Annotated in this window: 20 protein-coding genes and 1 tRNA gene; 14 read left to right on the forward strand and 7 right to left on the reverse strand. The window is 69.4% G+C overall.

Features of this window, described 5'->3' with window-relative positions:
• Nucleotides 1-23: 23 nt before the first annotated feature.
• The 4 genes from ACFYO2_RS18465 (at nt 24) to rdgB (ending at nt 2,309) form a co-directional block, all read left to right on the forward strand.
• The gene (locus tag ACFYO2_RS18465) at nt 24-257 is read left to right on the forward strand and encodes a glucose PTS transporter subunit EIIB (protein ID WP_388349832.1); all 234 of its coding nucleotides are present in this window, start codon (nt 24-26) and stop codon (nt 255-257) included.
• A 95-nt stretch (nt 258-352) separates the two neighbouring features.
• On the forward strand, nt 353-1,090 hold the full coding sequence (rph, locus tag ACFYO2_RS18470; RefSeq protein WP_388349834.1) for a ribonuclease PH: 738 nt from the start codon (nt 353-355) through the stop codon (nt 1,088-1,090).
• A gap of 156 nt (nt 1,091-1,246) precedes the next feature.
• Complete coding sequence (locus ACFYO2_RS18475; protein ID WP_388349836.1) at nt 1,247-1,651, forward strand: hypothetical protein; 405 nt, start codon at nt 1,247-1,249, stop codon at nt 1,649-1,651.
• A gap of 55 nt (nt 1,652-1,706) precedes the next feature.
• A complete protein-coding gene (rdgB, locus tag ACFYO2_RS18480; protein ID WP_388349838.1) occupies nt 1,707-2,309 on the forward strand; it encodes an RdgB/HAM1 family non-canonical purine NTP pyrophosphatase in 603 nt (200 codons plus the stop codon).
• Between the two features lie 65 nt (nt 2,310-2,374).
• Here rdgB and ACFYO2_RS18485 read toward each other — a convergent pair.
• Nucleotides 2,375-2,457 (reverse strand) — tRNA-Leu (locus tag ACFYO2_RS18485).
• A gap of 54 nt (nt 2,458-2,511) precedes the next feature.
• Nucleotides 2,512-3,516 (reverse strand): HNH endonuclease, encoded by a 1,005-nt coding sequence (locus ACFYO2_RS18490; RefSeq protein ID WP_388349840.1) that lies wholly within the window; start codon nt 3,514-3,516, stop codon nt 2,512-2,514.
• Nucleotides 3,517-3,660: 144 nt separating this feature from the next.
• On the opposite strand from ACFYO2_RS18490, the gene ACFYO2_RS18495 reads away from it, so the two are divergent.
• Complete coding sequence (locus ACFYO2_RS18495; protein WP_388349842.1) at nt 3,661-4,173, forward strand: GNAT family N-acetyltransferase; 513 nt, start codon at nt 3,661-3,663, stop codon at nt 4,171-4,173.
• Here the strand turns inward: ACFYO2_RS18495 and bcp are convergent.
• A complete protein-coding gene (gene bcp / locus ACFYO2_RS18500) occupies nt 4,154-4,621 on the reverse strand; it encodes a thioredoxin-dependent thiol peroxidase (protein WP_388349844.1) in 468 nt (155 codons plus the stop codon). The two genes, ACFYO2_RS18495 and bcp, sit on opposite strands and share 20 nt — an antisense overlap.
• A 94-nt stretch (nt 4,622-4,715) precedes the next feature.
• Here bcp and ACFYO2_RS18505 point away from each other — a divergent pair, with 94 nt between their 5' ends.
• Nucleotides 4,716-5,045, forward strand: a complete 330-nt coding sequence (locus ACFYO2_RS18505; RefSeq protein ID WP_388349846.1) for a DUF3618 domain-containing protein — start codon at nt 4,716-4,718, stop codon at nt 5,043-5,045.
• 54 nt (nt 5,046-5,099) lie between these two features.
• A complete protein-coding gene (locus tag ACFYO2_RS18510) occupies nt 5,100-5,456 on the forward strand; it encodes a GroES family chaperonin (RefSeq protein WP_388349848.1) in 357 nt (118 codons plus the stop codon).
• 81 nt (nt 5,457-5,537) lie between these two features.
• Here the strand turns inward: ACFYO2_RS18510 and ACFYO2_RS18515 are convergent, their stop codons facing one another.
• On the reverse strand, nt 5,538-7,943 hold the full coding sequence (locus ACFYO2_RS18515; RefSeq protein WP_388349850.1) for a transglycosylase domain-containing protein: 2,406 nt from the start codon (nt 7,941-7,943) through the stop codon (nt 5,538-5,540).
• Between the two features lie 212 nt (nt 7,944-8,155).
• Here ACFYO2_RS18515 and ACFYO2_RS18520 point away from each other — a divergent pair, with 212 nt between their 5' ends.
• The 4 genes from ACFYO2_RS18520 to ACFYO2_RS18535 all read left to right on the forward strand — a co-directional run bounded on the left by ACFYO2_RS18520 (nt 8,156) and on the right by ACFYO2_RS18535 (nt 11,722).
• Nucleotides 8,156-8,956 carry an ABC transporter permease gene (locus ACFYO2_RS18520; protein ID WP_388349852.1) on the forward strand — a complete coding sequence of 267 codons (801 nt, stop codon included), beginning with the start codon at nt 8,156-8,158 and terminating at the stop codon, nt 8,954-8,956.
• A gap of 28 nt (nt 8,957-8,984) precedes the next feature.
• Entirely contained in the window at nt 8,985-9,797 is an 813-nt protein-coding gene (locus tag ACFYO2_RS18525; RefSeq protein WP_388350377.1) for an ABC transporter permease, read from the forward strand.
• A 69-nt stretch (nt 9,798-9,866) separates the two neighbouring features.
• Nucleotides 9,867-10,838: an ATP-binding cassette domain-containing protein gene (locus ACFYO2_RS18530; protein WP_388349854.1), complete on the forward strand. Its 972-nt coding sequence runs from the start codon at nt 9,867-9,869 to the stop codon at nt 10,836-10,838.
• Nucleotides 10,839-10,894: 56 nt separating this feature from the next.
• Nucleotides 10,895-11,722: a DUF1707 domain-containing protein gene (locus tag ACFYO2_RS18535; protein ID WP_388349856.1), complete on the forward strand. Its 828-nt coding sequence runs from the start codon at nt 10,895-10,897 to the stop codon at nt 11,720-11,722.
• A gap of 252 nt (nt 11,723-11,974) precedes the next feature.
• Here ACFYO2_RS18535 and ACFYO2_RS18540 read toward each other — a convergent pair whose 3' ends face one another.
• Entirely contained in the window at nt 11,975-13,345 is a 1,371-nt protein-coding gene (locus ACFYO2_RS18540) for an SGNH/GDSL hydrolase family protein (protein ID WP_388349858.1), read from the reverse strand.
• 194 nt (nt 13,346-13,539) lie between these two features.
• Between ACFYO2_RS18540 and ACFYO2_RS18545 the strand changes: the two genes are divergently transcribed.
• Together ACFYO2_RS18545 and ACFYO2_RS18550 are read left to right on the forward strand one after the other, a co-directional pair.
• Entirely contained in the window at nt 13,540-14,877 is a 1,338-nt protein-coding gene (locus ACFYO2_RS18545; protein ID WP_388349860.1) for a DUF445 domain-containing protein, read from the forward strand.
• A gap of 65 nt (nt 14,878-14,942) precedes the next feature.
• A complete protein-coding gene (locus ACFYO2_RS18550) occupies nt 14,943-16,427 on the forward strand; it encodes an MFS transporter (RefSeq protein ID WP_388349862.1) in 1,485 nt (494 codons plus the stop codon).
• A 167-nt stretch (nt 16,428-16,594) separates the two neighbouring features.
• Here the strand turns inward: ACFYO2_RS18550 and ACFYO2_RS18555 are convergent, their stop codons facing one another.
• Nucleotides 16,595-18,052 carry an alginate lyase family protein gene (locus ACFYO2_RS18555; protein WP_388350379.1) on the reverse strand — a complete coding sequence of 486 codons (1,458 nt, stop codon included), beginning with the start codon at nt 18,050-18,052 and terminating at the stop codon, nt 16,595-16,597.
• 160 nt (nt 18,053-18,212) lie between these two features.
• Here ACFYO2_RS18555 and ACFYO2_RS18560 point away from each other — a divergent pair, with 160 nt between their 5' ends.
• On the forward strand, nt 18,213-18,572 hold the full coding sequence (locus ACFYO2_RS18560; protein WP_388349864.1) for a VOC family protein: 360 nt from the start codon (nt 18,213-18,215) through the stop codon (nt 18,570-18,572).
• Between the two features lie 144 nt (nt 18,573-18,716).
• Here the strand turns inward: ACFYO2_RS18560 and ACFYO2_RS18565 are convergent, their stop codons facing one another.
• Nucleotides 18,717-19,022 (reverse strand): hypothetical protein, encoded by a 306-nt coding sequence (locus tag ACFYO2_RS18565; RefSeq protein WP_388349866.1) that lies wholly within the window; start codon nt 19,020-19,022, stop codon nt 18,717-18,719.
• Between the last annotated feature and the right edge of the window lie 82 nt (nt 19,023-19,104).

Genomic DNA, 19,104 nt, shown 5'->3' on the forward strand with positions numbered 1-19,104 from the left:
GGTTCGGACCAGGGAGAGAGAACATGGCCAGTAAGGCTGAGAAGATCGTTGCCGGGCTCGGCGGCATCGACAACATCGAAGAGATCGAAGGCTGCATCACCCGCCTCCGGACCGAAGTCATCGACGCGAGCAAGGTCGACGAAGCCGCCCTGAAGGCCGCCGGCGCCCACGGCGTCGTCAAGATGGGCACCGCCATCCAGGTCGTCATCGGCACCGACGCCGACCCCATCGCCGCGGAGATCGAAGACCTGATGTGAACCCGCGCGCCCGCAAAGGCCGCGCGCTCACTCGACAGGGGCCCATTCCCACCGCGGGAGGGGCCCCTTCCACATGTACGGCTAGGCTCAAGGCCATGTCTCGAATCGACGGCCGCACCCCCGAACAACTCCGCCCGGTCACCATCGAACGCGGCTGGAGCAAGCACGCCGAGGGCTCCGTCCTCGTCTCCTTCGGCGACACGAAGGTCTTCTGCACCGCCTCCGTCACCGAAGGCGTCCCCCGCTGGCGCAAGGGCAGCGGCGAGGGCTGGGTCACCGCCGAGTACTCGATGCTCCCCCGCGCCACCAACACCCGCGGCGACCGCGAATCCGTCCGCGGCAAGATCGGCGGCCGCACCCACGAGATCAGCCGCCTCATCGGCCGCTCCCTGCGCGCGGTCATCGACTACAAGGCCCTCGGCGAGAACACCATCGTCCTCGACTGCGACGTCCTGCAGGCGGACGGCGGCACCCGCACGGCAGCGATCACCGGCGCCTACGTGGCGCTCGCCGACGCCATCACCTGGGCCCAGGGCAAAAAGCTCATCAAAGCCGGCCGCCAGCCCCTGACCGGCACGGTCAGCGCGGTCTCGGTCGGCATCGTAGGAGGAGTCCCGCTCCTGGACCTCTGCTACGAGGAGGACGTCCGCGCCGAGACCGACATGAACGTCGTCTGCACCGGCGACGGACGCTTCGTCGAGGTCCAGGGCACCGCCGAAGCCGAACCCTTCGCCCGCGACGAACTCAACGCCCTCCTCGACCTCGCCGTCGCCGGCTGCACCGACCTGGCGGCCTTGCAGGGCAAGGCACTTGATACGGTCCTCGAAAAGTAAAGGACGCACCAAGAAGGACGGCCGCCAGGCGCAACCCCGCCGACCGTCCTCGCGTCACTACGGGTACGGGCGTACGGCTCACCGCTGTGCGCCCGGCCATCATGAGGGCCGACCGGGACACGACCTGGGGCCCTGCCAACGGGAGGGAACAGATCCATGGCCGCGAGCCGACGCCGCCCAAGTCGCCGAATCGCCATCGTTGCCGCGGTGGCCGCCGTCGGACTGACGGCCGGCCTCACCACCGGCTGCGACGCCGTGAGCAAGGCAATGGACTGCGTCCAGACCGCCGACGCCATCGCCGACAGCGTCACCGACCTCCAGCAGGCCGTGGAGAACGCGTCGAACGACCCGACGCAGCTGGAGGAGTCCCTCGACTCCATCGACAAGAACCTCGACGAAATAGGCGACAAGACCGACAACGCCGACGTCAACAAGGCCGTCAACGACCTGAACCAGGCCGTCACCAACGTCCGCACCTCCGTCGAGAACGGCGACAACACCCCCGACCTCAGCCCGATCACGGACGCGGCGGGCGAACTGACGAAGGTCTGCACCCCGTAGGTCACCCGGGAAACCGGGAAGCAGCGAGGGCCATGGGGCCGGGATACTGAACCCCATGACCCGCCTGATCCTCGCCACCCGCAACGCCGGAAAAATCACCGAACTCCGCACGATCCTCGCCGACGCCGGCCTACCTCACGACCTCGTGGGCGCCGACGCCTACCCCGACGTCCCCGACGTCAAGGAAACAGGCGTCACCTTCGCGGAGAACGCCCTGCTCAAGGCCCACGCCCTTGCCCAGGCGACAGGCCTGCCCGCCGTGGCCGACGACTCCGGCCTCTGCGTGGACGTCCTCAACGGCGCCCCCGGCATCTTCTCCGCCCGCTGGGCGGGCCGCCACGGCGACGACAAGGCCAACCTGGAGCTGTTGCTGGCCCAGCTGTCCGACATCGCCGACGAGCATCGAGGCGCGCATTTCGCCTGCGCGGCGGCGCTGGCGTTGCCGGACGGCACGGAGCGGGTGGTTGAGGGGCAGCTGCGGGGGGTGCTGCGACACGCTCCGGTCGGCACGAACGGCTTCGGCTACGACCCGATCCTCCAGCCGGAGGGCGAGACGCGGACGTGCGCCGAACTGAGCGCGGAGGAGAAGAACGCGATCAGCCATCGGGGGGAGGCGTTCCGGGCGTTGGTGCCGGTGGTCCGGGAGTTGTTGGGGTGAGGAGTGCCTACCAGCAAGGTCCGGATTGCGGAAGTCGCAAGCCGGACCTTGCAAGTGAAGGTGAGTGCGGCCTGAGGGATTCGAACCCTCACGGGATTGCTCCCATCGCGCCCTAAACGCGAGGCGTCTGCCGTTCCGCCAAGGCCGCTAGCCGCCCGTCGTCGAGCATGACGGGCGGCTGCAAGTGTACGGGGATGCACAGCTATCCGGCGAGCGGCGTTCTCTCTTTCTGTCGGCACCACGTCTCTGTCAGCGCATGGCAGTTAGGGCACAGGTATCGCAGATTCTCGCGACGGTTGTCGCGCCACTCCCCGTTGACATGGTCGATCTGCAAAGTGATCGGCTGGCCAAGCCACTCGCCCGTGTTGCCGCAGGTTTCACATGCGTAGGGCACTCCGATCTCGGTCAGTGCACGGTGGAGTTGAGCCCTGTTGGTCCGCCCGGCGTGATCGGGGAGTACGACGAGAACTCGGTAGGCGGTGGGTGCGGGTGCCTGACGTTCCGGCCGCCCCCATGCCCTGCGTGTGAAGTGGCTCGTGTCGAGGCCGAGTCGAGCCGCCGCTCGCCGGACCCGCCGGTGATTCGTGTCGTTGACGTCCAGGTCGAGACCGCGCATCACATCGGCGTAGCTGGTGGAGTGCTGCACGAGGTCACGGAGCCTGCCATCGGGAATCGGTACACGTCGGTGTGAGAAGTGTTCGGTGTCGATGCGCCGGGCGCGCAGCATGCGGTGCAGGGTCGCACGAGACCGACTGTCGTCCGGCACGCCCAGGGCGCGAGCCACGCCGCGCACGCTGGTGGCACCTGCCGCCGCCGCTCTCAGTTCCTCGAGAGTGAAGGGCAAGTCCAGTTCGGCGCGATTCAGGCCAGGGAAGTGGCTGATGTCGATGCCTGCGGCGCTGATGCGACGCCTAATGTGGGAAAGGGTTCCGGTAGCCGGGGTGGCACCCAGCTTGAGTGCTACTTCACGTAGCGACGACGACGAAGTAGCAGCTTCTGCGATGGCGGCGTCCGGGTACTTGCGCCAAGGGCTGCGCTTGACGAAGTGGCTCGTGTCGAGCCCGTGCTCCGCAACCTTCTCCTGCAGTACACGCCGCTGTCCTCCGCTCGTCCTGAGGCCGAGCCGTCGCATGAGATCGGTCCAGTTGCGGGCCTCGGCTACGGCTGATGCGAGCTGTTCCTTGCCGTATGGGTTCTGCACGTCCACTACCCCCTCGTGTCGGCCACACGTTCGTGACCTGCACGGAGTAACGAACCGGTTATCGGACAGTCACGCTCTGTCTGCTGATATGCTGTGGATCACAGTGAGGCCTTCCGGGTAGGACGCTTGTCCGTTCGGGAGGCTTTTTTCATGACCATGACCTCAGAACTGATCGTCCGACCAGCAACCCCCGCCGATCGCCCCGCCGTCGAACGCCTCTGGCTTCTCTTCCGGCATGACCTGTCCGAGTTCGGGGGGCAACTGCCCAACCCCGACGGGACGTTCCGTAGTGAGCGGTTGGAGGCTGCGTTTTCCGGTGACGTCGACTGGGCGCCGTATCTCTTCGCTCTCGGCGAGCATCCCGTCGGGTTCGCGTTCGTGCGGGGGCTCAGCAGTCCGACCCGGGTGCTCAACAGTTTCTTTGTCGTGCGGGCGGCGCGGAGGAGTGGGGTGGGGCTTCGGGGCATACGGGAGGTGGTTGCCCGGCATCCGGGGGAGTGGGAGATTCCCTTTCAGGACGTGAACACCGGTGCCGTGCGGTTCTGGCGGCGGGTGGCCGTCGAGCTTGCCGGGGATGCGTGGAGCGAGGAGGCCAGGCCGGTGCCCGAGCGGCCCGACCTGACTCCCGACGTGTGGATCTCGTTCAGATACCCAAGTCCTTGATGATCTTCGCCACGTGGCCCGTCGCGCGGACGTTGTACAGGGCGCGGTCGACCTTGCCGTCCTCGTCCACGACGATCGTGGAGCGGATGACGCCCATGTAGGTCTTGCCGTAGTTCTTCTTCTCGCCGTAGGCGGCGTAGGCCTCGGTGACGGTTTTGTCGGGGTCGGCGAGGAGGGTGATCTTCAGGGATTCCTTCTCGCGGAACTTGGCCAGCTTCTCCGGCTTGTCGGGGGAGATGCCGATGACGTCGTAGCCCGCGCCGGCCAGCAGCTCGAGGTTGTCCGTGAAGTCGCACGCCTGCTTGGTGCAGCCGGGGGTGAGGGCCGCGGGGTAGAAGTAGACGATGACCTTGCGGCCCTTGTGGTCGGACAGGGACACCGGGTTGCCGTCGGCGTCGGGGAGGGTGAAGGCGGGGGCCACGTCCCCGGGCTGGAGTCGCTCGCTCATCGGTCTAGCGTAACGGGGGGTCCTGAGGGCGCGATCCGGCGTCGAGCTGACAGACTGTCCAGAACAAGCATCAGCTGACTTCGGAGGCCGTACGGTGGCGGACACGTCGGACACGAGAACCCCGGCGCAGATCGAGGCGGACATCAAGCGCCGCCGCGAATTGCTGGCCGACACGCTCGACGAGATCGGGGTGCGGGTGCACCCGAAGACGATCGTGGGCGATGCGAAGGCCAAGGTCGCCTCCAATATCGATCACACCCTCGGGCGGGCCTACGTCGGGGTCAACAGGGTCGTGACGGACGTCAAGGCCCAGTTCGTCGACGAGGTGGGCGCGCCTCGGCTGGAGCGGGTCGTGCCGGTCGCGCTCGTGGTCGTCGGGGTTGTGGGGCTGCTCGCCCTGGGGACCCGGCGGCGCAGGGGCTGAGTGAGGGCTGACCCACCGGCCTCCGGGGTCGGCGAAGACAGGTAGGTTCGTGGCGTGAGCGCCAAGAAGAACGAGCACAGCATCCAGCACGACAAACTGCCCATCCGGATGCTGCACGACCGTGTACTCGTGCGGCAGGACGCCGGCGAGGGCGAGCGGCGTTCCGGTGGCGGGATTCTGATTCCGGCCACCGCGGCCGTCGGTCGTCGGCTGGCGTGGGCGGAGGTCGTCGCGGTGGGGCAGAACGTGCGGACGGTGGAGCCGGGTGACCGGGTGCTGTTCGATCCGGAGGACCGGGCCGAGGTGGAGGTGCGGGGCATCGCGTACGTGCTCATGCGTGAGCGTGATCTGCACGCGGTGGCCGCGGACCGGTTCGAGGGGTCCGAGGACTCGACCGGCCTGTATCTGTAGAACAAGCGGCCTGTATCCGGAGAGCAGCGGCAAAGGAAGAGGGGCTGGTGACCGTCGTCACCAGCCCCTTTTTGTGCGCGGTCACTGTCTCCTTGTGGTGAGTTGCGGGCCCACCCCGGTCGTCGCGCCGCCCGTCGTGCCTCCGGTGTCGCCGCCGGTCGTGTCGCCCGTGGTGCCGCCGGTGGCCGTGTCGCCGCCGTCGGTGTCTCCGGTGGTGCCGTCCGTCGTGCCGCCGTCGGTGGTGGTGTCGCCGCCGGTGGTGGTGGTGCCGGTGGTGCCGCCCGTGGTCGTGTCTCCGGTGGTGCCGTCGGTGGTGCCGGTGCTGGGGTCGCCGGTCTGTCCCTCCGTCTGGCCTTCGGTGTCCTGGCCGCCGGTGGTGTCTCCCGTCGTGCCGCCGGTGTTCTCGTCGGCCGTGCCGGGGTCGGTCGGGACGTCGGTGACGGGGGGCTGGACCACGTCGGCGCCCGGCTGGAGTTCGAGGTCGAAGTCCGTGACCGGCTCGTCCTTGAGGGCGTCCTTGGTGAACTGTGCCCAGATCTCGGTGGGCGCCCCGCCGCCGTTGATCCGCTGCAGGCCCATCGCGCCGTACAGGGACTTGTGCGCGGCCGTCACCGGGTCCTGGCCCATGACGGAGACGACGGTGGCGAGGTCGGGGGTGTAGCCGGCGAACCAGGCGGCGGTGTCTTCCTCGGCGGTGCCGGTCTTGCCCGCGGCGGGGCGGCCGGCGGCCTGGGCGGCGGTGGCGGTGCCGCCCTCGACGACGCTCTGCAGGATGGAGGTGGTGGTGTCGGCGGCTTCGCGGCTGACGGCTTGGCCGGTCTTCTTCGCCGGCAGCTCGATCGCGTTCGTGCCGTCCTTGGTGATCTTCTCGATCATCGTGTACGTGCCGTGCCGGCCGTGGTTGGCGAGGGTGGCGTAGGCCTCGGCCATGTCGAGGACGCTGGCGGTGGACGGGCCGAGCGCGATGGACGGGGACGCGGTCAGGTCGGGGGTGTTCGCGGGGATGCCGAGGTCGATCGCGGTCTGCTTGACCTTGTCGGAGCCGACGTCGACGGCCATCTGCGCGTACACCGAGTTGACGGACTTGTCGGTGGCCTCGCGGACGGTGATGTTGCCGTACGAGCCCTGGTCCTCGTTCTCGGGGGCGTAGGTGCCGCCGTCCCAGCCCACGATGGGCCGCTGGTTGGTGCCGTCGTAGATGGTGTTCGGGGTGATCGTGCGGCCGTCCTGCGTCACGGAGTCGTTCTGGACGGCGGCGGTGAACACGAACGGCTTGAAGGTGGAGCCGACCTGGAAGTCGCCGCGGGTGGCGTTGTTCGTGTACTGCTTCACGTAGTCGATGCCGCCGTACATGGCGACGACCTTGCCGGTCTTCGGGTCGACGGCGGCGCCGCCGGCGCGGACGTACGTGTCGACCTTGCGGTTCTTCTTGTCGAGCTTGTCCATCAGCTGGTCGTTGACGGCGTCGACGAAGGCGTTCTGCTTGGTCTTCTGCAGGGTGGTGGTGATGCGGTAGCCGCCGACGGCGAGCTGGTCCTTGTCGAGGATCTTGTTCTCGGTGAGGTAGTCCTTGATCGCGTCGACGATGTAGCCGCGCTGCCCTGACATGCCGGTGGAGACGGTGGCTTCCTTGGGCATGGGGAACTTCGTGCCGGCGCGGTCGGAGGCGCTGAGCCAGCCCTTGGTGACCATGCCGTCGAGGACGTAGTTCCAGCGGGCCTGGGCTGCGGCCTTGTTCTCGGGGTGGGCGACGACGTCGTACTCGCTGGGCGCGTTGAGCAGTGCGGCGAGGTAGGCGCCCTTGGCCGCGTCCAGGTCGGTGGCGTCGATGCCGTAGTAGGCCTGGGCGGCGGCCTGGATGCCGTAGGCGTTGCGGCCGAAGTAGCTGGTGTTGAGGTAGCCCTCGAGGATCTGGTCCTTGCTCTCGGTGCGGTCCAGCTTGATCGAGATGAAGAACTCCTTCACCTTGCGGGTGACGGTCTGTTCCTGGGCCAGGTAGTAGTTCTTGACGTACTGCTGGGTGATCGTGGAGCCGGACTGCTTGCCCTTGCCGGTCGCGGTGTTCCATCCGGCGCGGAGCATCGCCTTGGGGTCGATGGCGGACTCGGAGTAGAAGTCGCGGTCCTCGGCGGCCAGGACGGAGTGCTGGGCGTCCTTGGAGATCTGGGCGAGGCTGACGTTCTCGCGGTTGACCTCGCCGTCGCGGGCGAGCTGGCTGCCGTCGGCGTAGAGGTAGACGTTGCTCTGCTTGGTGGCGAAGGCGTTGGCGGCCGGGATCTTGACCATGGAGTAGCCGAGGAAGAACAGGCCGGCCAGGAGCAGCACGCCGATGAGGAAGGTGCCGAGCACCATGCGCCAGGTGGGGATGATCCGCCGCCAGCCGGTGCGCTTGGGCCGCTTGGGCTTGGCCGGTGGTTCGGCGGCCGCTTCCGGCTCTCTCGGCGCCCAGCCCTGGGTCGGCTGCTGCGGCTGCGGCTCGTCGCTCATGTCGTGCACGGACTCCTGTTTCGCGTCTTACGTTCCCGTACGTCTAGTACGCCTTGTGCGCCCCCAGTTGAAGACTCTCGCACCACGCGTTCCGTTCCCGGCAATCGGCACGCGCTTGCCCGGAAAATGCGTGGCGTGGCCCACAGCCTGCGGACTAGGCTCCTGCGCTTCGGTGCCGAGCGGGGTCGGTCGGACGAGGAGGGCGGTGTGCCGTGGATACGGCGCGGTTGTACGCGGCGGTCGCGGCGGGGTGTTTTCGACGGTACGCGACGTATCGGGTGGCGACGGCGGCGGGGGTGTTCACCAACACCGTCTTCGGGCTGATCCTGGTCTACACGTATCTGGCGCTGTGGGACGAGCGGCCGCATCTCGGGGGGTACGACCAGGCGCAGGCGGTCACCTATGTGTGGGTGGGGCAGGCGCTGCTGTCGACGCTGGCGATCGGGGGTGGCGGGGTCGAGGACGAGCTGATGGAGCGCATCCGGACGGGCGACATCGCGATCGACCTCTACCGGCCGGCGGATCTCCAACTGTGGTGGCTGGCCGCGGACCTGGGGCGGGCGCTGTTCCAGTTGGTGGGGCGGGGAGTGGTGCCGTTCGTGTTCGGGGTGCTGGTCTTCCCGGCGGCGGTGCCCGGTGACGTGTCGACGTGGTGTGCCTTCCTGTTCGCGGTGCTGCTGGCGATGGTGGTGGGGTACGGCATCCGGTTCCTGGTGGCGTTGAGTGCGTTCTGGCTGCTGGACGGGACGGGTGTGGTGCAGATGGCGTGGCTCGTCGGGTTCTTCTGTTCGGGGATGCTCTTTCCGCTGAACGTCTTCCCGGGGGCGCTCGGCGAGGTCGTCCGGGCTCTGCCCTGGTCGTCGCTGTTGCAGGCGCCCGCGGACGTGCTGCTGGGGGAGGCGGATCCGTGGGGGACGTATCTCTTCCAGGCCGGCTGGGCGGTGGCGTTGCTGGCCGTGGGGCGGATGGTGCAGGTCATGGCGACGCGGCGGGTGGTGGTTCAGGGTGGCTGAGGACGGGTGGCGGGCGGACGCGGTCCCGATGGGCCGGCTCGCGGAGGGTGTGCGGACGTACTGTCTGATCGCGGCGATGTGGATTCGCTCCACGATGGCCTACCGGGCCTCCTTCATCATGACCACGGTCGGTAACTTCGCGGCGACCGCGCTCGACTTCGTCGCGATCCTGCTGATGTTCTCGCAGGTGGACGCCCTCGGCGGCTATCCGCTGCCCGAGGTCGCCTTCCTGTACGGCCTGTCCTCGGTGTCCTTCGGGCTCGCCGACCTGGCGATCGGTTCGATGGACCGGCTGGGCCGGCGGGTGCGTGACGGCACGCTCGACACGCTGCTCGTGCGGCCGGTGCCGGTGCTGGCGCAGGTGGCCGCCGACCGGTTCGGGTTGCGGCGGCTCGGCCGGGTGACTCAGGGGGCGCTGGTGCTGGGTTATGCGCTGATCGAGGTGGACCTGCAGTGGACGCCGCTCAAGCTGGTGTTGATGCCGGTGATGGTGCTGGGCGGCGCCGGGATCTTCTGCGCTGTGTTCGTCGGGGGTGCGGCCTTCCAGTTCGTGGCGCAGGACGCCTCCGAGGTGCAGAACGCGTTCACGTACGGCGGTACGACGCTGTTGCAGTATCCGCCCACCATCTTCGCGAAGGACCTGGTGCGGGGGGTGACCTTCGTGCTGCCGCTCGCCTTCGTCAACTGGGTGCCCGCCGCCTATGTGTTGGGGCGGCCGCTGCCGCTCGGGCTGCCGCAGTGGACGGCGTTCGCGTCGCCGCTGGTGGCGGGGGTGTGCTGTGCGCTGGCGGGTGTGGTGTGGCGGGCGGGGCTTCGGTCGTATCGGAGTACGGGGAGCTAGAAGGTTCGGGGAGCCAGAAAGTCGTAGCGGAGTACAGGGAGCTGGAAATCGGAGTGCAGGGAGCTGGAAGTGGACCGTGCGTTCATCGAACTGGACCGCGTCGAGAAGGTCTTCGACGTGCGGAAGAAGACCGGCTTCCTGAAGCGGGAGCGGCGTGAGGTGCGGGCGGTCGACTCGATCTCGTTCACCGTGCCGCGTGGCGAGATGGTCGGTTACATCGGTCCGAACGGTGCCGGGAAGTCGACGACGATCAAGATGCTCACCGGCATCCTGACGCCGAGCGGTGGTCGGCTGCGGGTCGCGGGCATCGACCCGTCCCGGGAGCGGGCGCGGCTGGCGCATCGGATCGGGGTGGTGTTCGGGCAGCGTACGACGCTGTGGTGGGACCTTCCGCTGATCGACTCCTACCGGCTGATGCACCGCATGTACCGCATCCCGGACGGCCGTTACCGCGAGAATCTCGACCGTCTCGTCGAACTCCTCGAACTCGGCGAGCTGTTGGACGTGCCGGTGCGGCAGCTCTCGCTCGGTCAGCGGATGCGCGGGGACATCGCGGCGGCGCTGCTGCACGATCCGGAGGTGCTGTACCTCGACGAGCCGACGATCGGGCTCGACGTCGTGTCGAAGGCCAAGGTGCGGGAGTTCCTACGGGAGTTGAACACCGAGAACGGCACGACGGTGCTGCTGACCACGCACGACCTGCAGGACATCGAGCAGTTGTGCTCGCGGGTGATGGTCATCGACCACGGGCGTCTGGTGTACGACGGTCCGCTCACCGGTCTGCACGAGGCGGGGGAGAGCGAGCGGATCCTGGTGGTCGACCTGGAGCGCGAACTGCCGCCGATCGAGGCGCCGCCGCCCGCGCGGGTGGTGAAGGTGGACGGGCCCCGGCAGTGGCTGGCGTTCCCGGCGGCGGCGTCGGCGGCGCCGCTGGTGGCGCGGATCGCGGCGGAGTATCCGCTGGTGGACCTGTCCGTGCGGGAGCCGGACATCGAGGCGGTGATCGCGAAGATGTACGTGGAGCGGGCGGCGACGGCATAGCGACCGCACAGCGGCTGCCGTAGTGCCGGTGGCCAGGAACTCGTAGGCTGGCGGGTATGACCGAGGATGCCCCGGAGCTGCGCGCCTCCGACGCCGATCGTGAACGAGTCGCCGAGGTCCTGCGGGACGCCCTCGCGGAGGGGCGCCTCGACATGGAGGAGTTCGAGGAACGGCTGGACGCGACGTACCAGGCGCGTACGTACGGCGAACTCGCGCCGATCACCCGTGACCTGCCGTCCGGCGCGGGCGCCGCGCCCGCTCCTGGGATATCGATGAGCAAGGAGCCCGCGCAGGGCGGGAGTTGGGCGGGGCGGATCGTCGGCGGCGAGGGGTCGTCGACGTGGGCCGTGGCCGTCATGTCGGGCTTCCAGCGCAAGGGGCGCTGGACGGTGCCGAAGCGGTTCAACTGCTTCGCCTTCTGGGGCGGCGGCGAGATCGATCTGCGTGAGGCGAACTTCGCGGCCGGCGAGGTCGAGATCAACTGCGTCGCCATCATGGGCGGGATGCAGGTGGTCGTGCCGCCCGGCGTCGAGGTCGTCGTGCGCGGCATCGGCATCATGGGCGGCTTCGACCAGCGCGAGGAGGGTGTGCCGGGCGACCCGGACGCCCCGCGCGTGATCGTGACGGGCTTCGCCTTCTGGGGCGGCGTCGGCGTGGAGCGCAAGCTCACGCGGGCCGAGCGGCAACGCCAGAGGGAGGAGCGCCACCAGGAGAAGCTGGACCGCAAGGCGACGCGGCGGGAGTTGGACGAGTCCTACCGGGACGACGTCCACGACGCCCACCGCAGGATGCTCGAAGGCCACCACGACCTGCTGCGTGACCGCAGCCGTGAGCGCCGTGAGCGCCGCCAGGAACGGGACCGCCGCAGGCACCGAGAGCACTGACGCCTACGCCCACCCTCAGGGGCGCGGGGAACTGCGCGACCAGCCCCCGCCCACCCGCACCCGGCACACGCCCGAAACCAGCCCCTTCAGTGCCCGGACCACCACCGCCTGCCGGGCCCGGGCCCCTCGACCCGGGTGAGTGGATGCCCTTCAGGGGCGCGGGGAACTGCGCGACCAGCCCCCACGCCCCCGCACCCGGCGCACGGCCGAAACCAGCCCCCTCAGCGCCCGGATCCCCGGTCCGGTCCGGTGTCACAGTTTCGCCGGTGCCGCGCCGTTCAGGTCGGTCAGGTCGAAGGTCGCGGCCATCCGTTCGTAGCCCTTGTCGCTGGGGTGGAGGTGGTCGCCCGAGTCGTAGTAGGAGCGGAACTTGCGCGGGTTGTAGGGGTCACGGACGGCCTTGTCGAAGTCGACGACGGCGTCGTAGACCTTGCCCGCGCGGATCTCCGCGTTGATCTGCCGGCGTACGGTCTCGCGGGCGTCGGTGTAGCCGCGGTGGCCGCCGAAGGGCATCAGGGTGGCGCCGATGACCTTGATGCTGCGGGCGTGGGCCTGGCCGACCATGGCGCGCAGGCCGTCGAGGATCGCGTCGGGGTCGGCCAGCCGAGGGTTGCGCAGGATGTCGTTGATGCCGAGGTCGATGACGACGATCTTGACGTTCGGACGGCCGAGGACGTCCCGGGCGAAGCGGTCGACGCCGGCCTGGTTCTCGGCGATGGGGGTCCCGCCGCTCGAGGGAAGCCGGGAGTGGGGGAGGCCGAGGCCGTCGGCGAGGACCTGGTTGCCGCCGATGCCCTGGTTGACGACGCTGTAGCGGGGCACGTCCCGGCCCGCCTCGATCGCCGCGCGCAGCCGCTGCGCGAGGAGGTCGGTCCAGCGGTGGTTGGCGTTCTTGGTGGAACCAACGCCGTCGGTGAGCGAGTCGCCGAAGGCGACGACGGTGCCCTCGGCCTCGTCGCTCAGCACGTCCACCGCGGTGAGGTAACGCCAGTACTCGGTCTGCTCGGTGTACGCGGCCCCGGTGACGTCCTTGGTGGCGTCGCCGACGGCGGCGTAGGAGATCTGGCGGGCGCGCGGGTGGTAGGTGACCGGGCCGGAGAGGGCGGGGGAGTAGGTGGTGACCAGGACGTCGCTGCCCGCCGGGATACGCAGGGCGACGGCGTCGCTGAGCACCTGCTGTCCGGCCGGGACGACGGCGAGGGTGTTGCCGCCGAAGGTCAGGCGCCGCATGGTCTGAGCGGCCGCCTCGGCGGTTTTGCGGCCGGCCGCGAGGGCGATCGACGCGTGTGTGATGGTCAGCGGCGACTGGCCGTAGAGATTGGACAGGGTGATGCGGGCACTCGTACCGCCGATGCTCGCGTGGACGACGTTGCGCACCGAGCGGCCCGCCATGCCGTCGGTCTCGGTGCCGGGTTCGCCGCCGACGGGGGAGGCGGACCAGGTGCCGACCCAGACGCCGGTGGAGGCGGGGGCGGCGGAGTTGTGGGGGGCGCGGGGGCCGGCCAGCGTGGTCCGGTCGTTCGTGCCGGCGTCGGTCGCCACTCCGACATAGATGGCGGCGGACAGGGCCACGATCATGGAGAGGATCGCGGCGAGCAGGGCGTATCCATGACGCCGGGTCATGCGGTGTTGTTCTCCTCGGGCGATGGGAGCCCGAGGCTCCGATCTGATGAGCCCATGATGATCCATGGGTCGGGGAAGACCGGCAGGACCTCACCGCGTTCCCCCGACCGGACAGACGCCGGGAACTCTCGTTCCGTTCCAGGAGTCGGTCAGGAAGGGACAATGTGTGAGGGATCACCGAACGGGTGGAGCGGATGGAACGTACGGAAACGGGATCAATCGGTGCCGAAGGGCAGCATGCCCGGCCCGGCGGCTTCACGAACCGCGCCATGAACACGTTCAGCGAGGCCGACAAGGAGAAACAACGCGGCGTACGCCGGATGAAGCTCACCGCGACCGGCATGCTGCTGTTCGTCGCGGTCGTCTACGTCCTCGCCGAAACGGCGTCCCACCAGGGCGCCAGCGCCTGGGCGGGCTATGTCGCCGCGGCCGCCGAGGCCGGCATGGTCGGTGCGATGGCCGACTGGTTCGCGGTCACCGCCCTCTTCCGGCACCCGCTCGGCCTGCCCATCCCGCACACCGCGATCATCCCCACCAAGAAGGACCAGCTGGGGGTGTCGCTGGGCGAATTCGTCGGGGAGAACTTCCTCTCCGAGGACGTCGTACGACAACGGCTGCGGGCCGTCGGCATAGGAAGCCGGCTCGGCGCGTGGCTGGCGGACCCCGAGCACGCCGACCGGGTGACCGCCGAGCTGTCGGCCGCGCTCAGGGGCGCGCTGACCGTGCTCCGCGACTCGGACGTCCAGGCGGTGGTCGGCGAGGCGATCACCAGAAGGGCCGACGCGCAGGAGATCGCGCCCGGCGTGGGCAAGATGCTGGAGAAGATCGTCGCGGACGGCGGGCATCGTCGTGCCGTCGACCTGGTCGTCGCCCGCGCGCACGACTGGCTGGTCCTGCACAGCGACTCCGTGATGGACGCCGTACAGGGCGGGGCGCCCGGCTGGACGCCGAGGTTCGTCGACAAGAAGGTCGGCGAACGCGTCTACAAGGAGCTGCTGCGCTTCTGCGCGGAGATGCGGGACATGCCTTCCCACCCCGCCCGCGGCGCCCTCGACCGCTTCCTCACCGACTTCGCCTCCGACCTCCAGTCCGACACCGACACGCGCACGCGTGTCGAGCGGCTCAAGGGCGAGGTGCTGGGCCGTGGCGAGGTCCAGGACCTGATCGCCTCCGCCTGGACCGCCGTACGCTCCATGATCGTCTCGGCCGCCGAGGACGAGCGCAGCGAGCTGCGGCTGCGCGTCCGCGCCTCCCTGCTGTCCCTGGGCGCGCGGATGGCCGTCGACCCGAAGGTGCAGGCCAAGGTGAACGGCTGGGTGGAGGGCGCGGCGGTGTACGTCGTCACCACCTACCGCAAGGAGATCACCTCCCTGATCACCGACACCGTGGCCGGCTGGGACGCCGAGCACACGACGAAGAAGATCGAGGCGAACATCGGCCGTGACCTGCAGTTCATCCGGATCAACGGCACGGTGGTCGGTTCGCTGGTGGGGTTGTTGATCTACGTGGTGTCGCGGGCGCTGGGGGCGTAGCGCGGGCGTAGCCCCCTTCGTCCAGGGCACCCGATCCGGGTTCTCGCTCAACGAGGAGGGAGCCCATGACCACCGCGCAGGCCGAGACAGGCCGAACCGTGACGACCGACATCCCCGCCCGCCTCGACCGCCTCCCGTGGTCACGCTGGCACTGGACGATCGTCATCGGACTCGGCACCGTGTGGATCCTCGACGGCCTCGAAGTCACCGTCGTCGGCAACATCGCGGGCCGCCTGTCCGAACCCGGCAGCGGACTGCCGATCAGCTCCGGCCAGGTGACCGGCATCGCCGCCGCGCTTTACGTGGCCGGCGCCTGCTTAGGTGCCCTCTTCTGGGGCCGCCTGACGGACATCTGGGGCCGCAAAAAGCTCTTCATGATCACCCTGGCGGTGTATCTCGCGGCGACCGCGCTCACCTCGATCGCCTTCGACACCTGGTGGTTCTTCGCCTTCCGCTTCCTGACCGGTTTCGGCATCGGCGGCGAGTACGCGGCCATCAACTCCGCGATCGACGAACTGATCCCCAAGGAGTACCGCGGCCGCGTCGACCTGATGATCAACGGCAGCTTCTGGCTGGGCGCGGTCGGCGGCTCGCTGCTGTCGATCGTCGCGCTGAACACCGACATCTTCCCGGCGAACGTCGGCTGGCGGCTGACCTTCGCCCTGGGCGCCGTCCTCGCCCTGGTGATCCTCCTCGTACGACGTCATGTCCCGGAGAGCCCACGCTGGCTGCTGATCCACGGCAGGGACGAGGAGGCGGAACGGATCGTCTCCTCCATAGAGGAGCGGGTCGCGGTGGAGAAGGGCGAGCCGCTGGCGAGGCCCGAGGGTGAGATCACCATCCACCAGCGCCGCAGCGTCACCTTCCTGGAGATCGGCCGCACGGTCTTCTCCGACTACCGCAGGCGGGCGGTCCTCGGCTTCTCCCTCTTCATCGGCCAGGCCTTCCTCTACAACGCGATCACCTTCGGCTTCGGCGCGATCCTGACGGCGTTCTACGACGTCCCGACCGGCGACACCGGCTACTACTTCGCCGTCATCGCCGTCGGCAACTTCTGCGGCCCGCTGCTGCTGGGCAAGCTGTTCGACACGATCGGCCGCAAGGTGATGATCTCGTCGACCTACCTGCTCTCGGGCCTCCTGCTCTTCGGCACCGCCTGGCTCTTCGACCGCGGGTCCCTCAGCGCGTCCACGCTGACCGCCTGCTGGTGCGCGGTGCTGTTCTTCGCCTCCGCGGGCGCGTCGAGCGCCTACCTGACGGTCTCCGAGGTCTTCCCGATGGAGACCCGCGCCATGTCCATCGCCTTCTTCTACGCCCTCGGCACCGCCGCCGGCGGCATCAGCGGCCCCATCCTCTTCGCCGACCTCACCGGCACCGGCAAGGTCGGCGACACGGTCCTCGCCTTCCAGATCGGCGCGGCCCTGATGTGCGCGGCCGGCCTCGTCGCGGCATTCCTCGGGGTACGAGCGGAACGCCGCTCCCTGGAGGACATCGCCAAGCCCCTGACAGCGGCGACGACTTCAGCGGGGTCGCGGGCGGCTACGGCGTAGGGGTGAGGGTGGGTCTCGCCCCCGCCGCCCCTTCCCGTTCCCGTCTGATTTCAGCCCGTCCGGCGTTTGAGGACGAGGCCCCTTCAGGGCCGAAGGGGGGTCTGGGGGCGCAGCCCCCAGGGCCGGGACGGGAAGGGGCGGCGGGGGCGAGCCGCTGGGGCGGCCCGCTACTGAGCGCCGTCGCGCCGAACCCGGTCCCGCCGCCGCAGGAAAAGCAGCCCGCCGGCAACCGCGGTGACGCCCGCAGCGGCGGTCCAGCCGATCACGTCGTTGGAACCGGTGGCGGCAAGGTCGCCGTCAGCATTGGCGGCAGCGGACGCGGAGGGCGACGCAGCACCGCCCTGCGGCTCGGCCCCGGAGTCACTCCCCGTGCCGGAGGCAACCGACGCACTGGCAGCCGGTGCCGGGGAGGCCGACGTATCCGCAGCCCTGTCCCGGGTGAACGCCAACGTACCGAAGCCGAGCTGGTCGTACCCCCCGCTGTTGGGACCGTAATCCCCACCACCGCCCTCCGGCGCGGCCTTGGCGGCGATCCGCGTGAGGTACGTGGCGGACAGCCCCCTCCGCTTCGTGTAGTGGTTGGCGATCATCGCCCAGATGGGCCGCTGCATGGCCGGATCCACGGCCGCGGCACCCGCGGCGGTCTCCTGCCCGGACCAGCCGTTGATCGCCCCCTTCGCACGGGTGTTGGCGGTGTAGGGCACGTCGCCGCCCAAGCTCCACTTGGCCACGTACTGGGCACCCTTGAGGAAGCGGCTGTCGTCGTAGCCGTACAGGTCGACGCCCTGGTTCCAGGCCATCTCGCAGAAGGTGCCCATGAGGCCGACGCCGAGCAGCGCGTGCCCCTGGTCGCGGCCGGCCTCCAGCCACTCACCGAGTCCGTCGTCGCGCACGACGGGGATGGCGTTCTTGACGGCGCCCAGGCCCTCACCGTGCTTGAAGTAGTCGACCGCACGGGCCACTTGGGCCTTGTCGTCACAGAAGATGCCGGTGGCGAGGACGCACGCCATGGCGGCCAGGTCCCAGTTGGGCCAGTAGTTGGTGACGACGGCGCCGTTGTGCTTGACCAGGAAGCTGTCGCTCAGCGGCGCGAAGACGTTGCTCAGCATCTCCTGGAACCGGCCGAGCTCGAAGTCGCCGTGGTCGCGCACGAGTTCGGCGGCGTTCGCGAACTGGTAGCCGTAGAGCCCGGCGGCGAGGAACCGGTCGGCGCTGCCTTCGAGGCTGGTCAGCTTGGCCGACCAGGCGTTGAGGATCGCGACGGCCGTGTCGAGGTGCGCGCTGTCGCCGGTGACGTGTCCGCGCAGGGCGTTCTGGTAGGCGGCGTGGATGTCGTTGTAGAGGAGCGTGTAGTTCTGCGGGGAGCCCGACCCCCGGTACACGGTCGCCTGGGGGTTGGCCGTCCAGCCGCTCTGCGCATGGCGGTTGGCGGTCAGCTTGGCGAAACCGGCGGTGTAGGGGGCGGCGCCCGCCTTCACCTTGGCGGCCATACGGTCCAGGTCGGCGCGGGTGTGCAGCAGACCCGGGTGGGCGAAGGCGGCGCCCGCGGCGACGGCCGGCGTGGCGGTGCCGAGTGCGGTACCGACACCGACGGCTCCGGCGGTGACGCCCGCGGCCTTGAGCATGCTCCGGCGGCTGATCTCTCGTGTCACGTGTTTCGTTCCTCGGGGTCGAATCGCGTGCCTGTGGCGGGGGACGGTGAGGAGACGAGCGGAAGGGGCGGCCGATAACGAAAAGTGACACGAGACTGGAAACCCGTCCGCGCGAGCGCGAGGAGAGACGCCGATGACTGTCCGCCGAGTCGTCCCGGACATCCACGTCGAGTCCGAGGAAGCGTTGCGAACAAGCCGGGACTTCTACGGCCTGCTCGGCCTCGAGGAGGTCATGAGCCTGGGCTGGGTCACGACCTTCGCCTCACCCACCAACCCCACCGCCCAGATCATCTTCATCACCGAGGAGCGCACGGCACCCGTCGTCCCCGACATGAGCGTGGAGGTCGAGGACGTCGACACGGTGTACGCGCAGGTGGTGGCGTCGGGCGCGGAGGTCGTCCGGGAGCTGCGGGACGAGGAGTGGGGCGTACGACGGTTCTTCGTACGGGATCCAAATGGGCGGGTGGTGAATGTACTGGGGCACCGGGCTTAGCAGGCCGGGGCGTCCGGGTATGCGGGGCTTCCGGGGTATCCGGGGCTTCCAGGGCTTCCGGGGTATCCGGGGTATCCGGGGCGCCGGGACCGCTGTTTCCGGTGAGGCAGGGTGACGGTGTTCCCCGCGAGGCAGGGCGACGGATCAACCGGCGTTCCGGTCCGCCACCGCCCAGGACGCCAGGGCCACGGCACCGGCCACCCCGAACACGGCCGGCCAGGCGCCCACCTTCTTGGCCAGCGGATGCGACGCGGCGAAGGCGCCGACGTACGCGGCGGTCAGTGCCCCCGCGGCCTTCCCGCCCGCCTGGTGCCGCCACTGCCGCGCGGTCGCGGTCCCGGCGACGGCCAGCACGACCCCGCCCAGCTGCCGCTTCCTGGTCCAGCGGGCCACGCCGTACCCGCCGACGAGTCCGCTCGCCGCGACGACCGCGCTGGGAACCTGCGCCATGCCTGCCTCCTGTGCTGTCCGGTGTGCCTCGAGGCGAGGCTAACTCTCACCTTGGGCGACGCCCTCGACCTGAGTCGGGGCT

This window comes from Streptomyces sp. NPDC006602 (assembly GCF_042870385.1).
Lineage (GTDB): Bacteria > Actinomycetota > Actinomycetes > Streptomycetales > Streptomycetaceae > Streptomyces.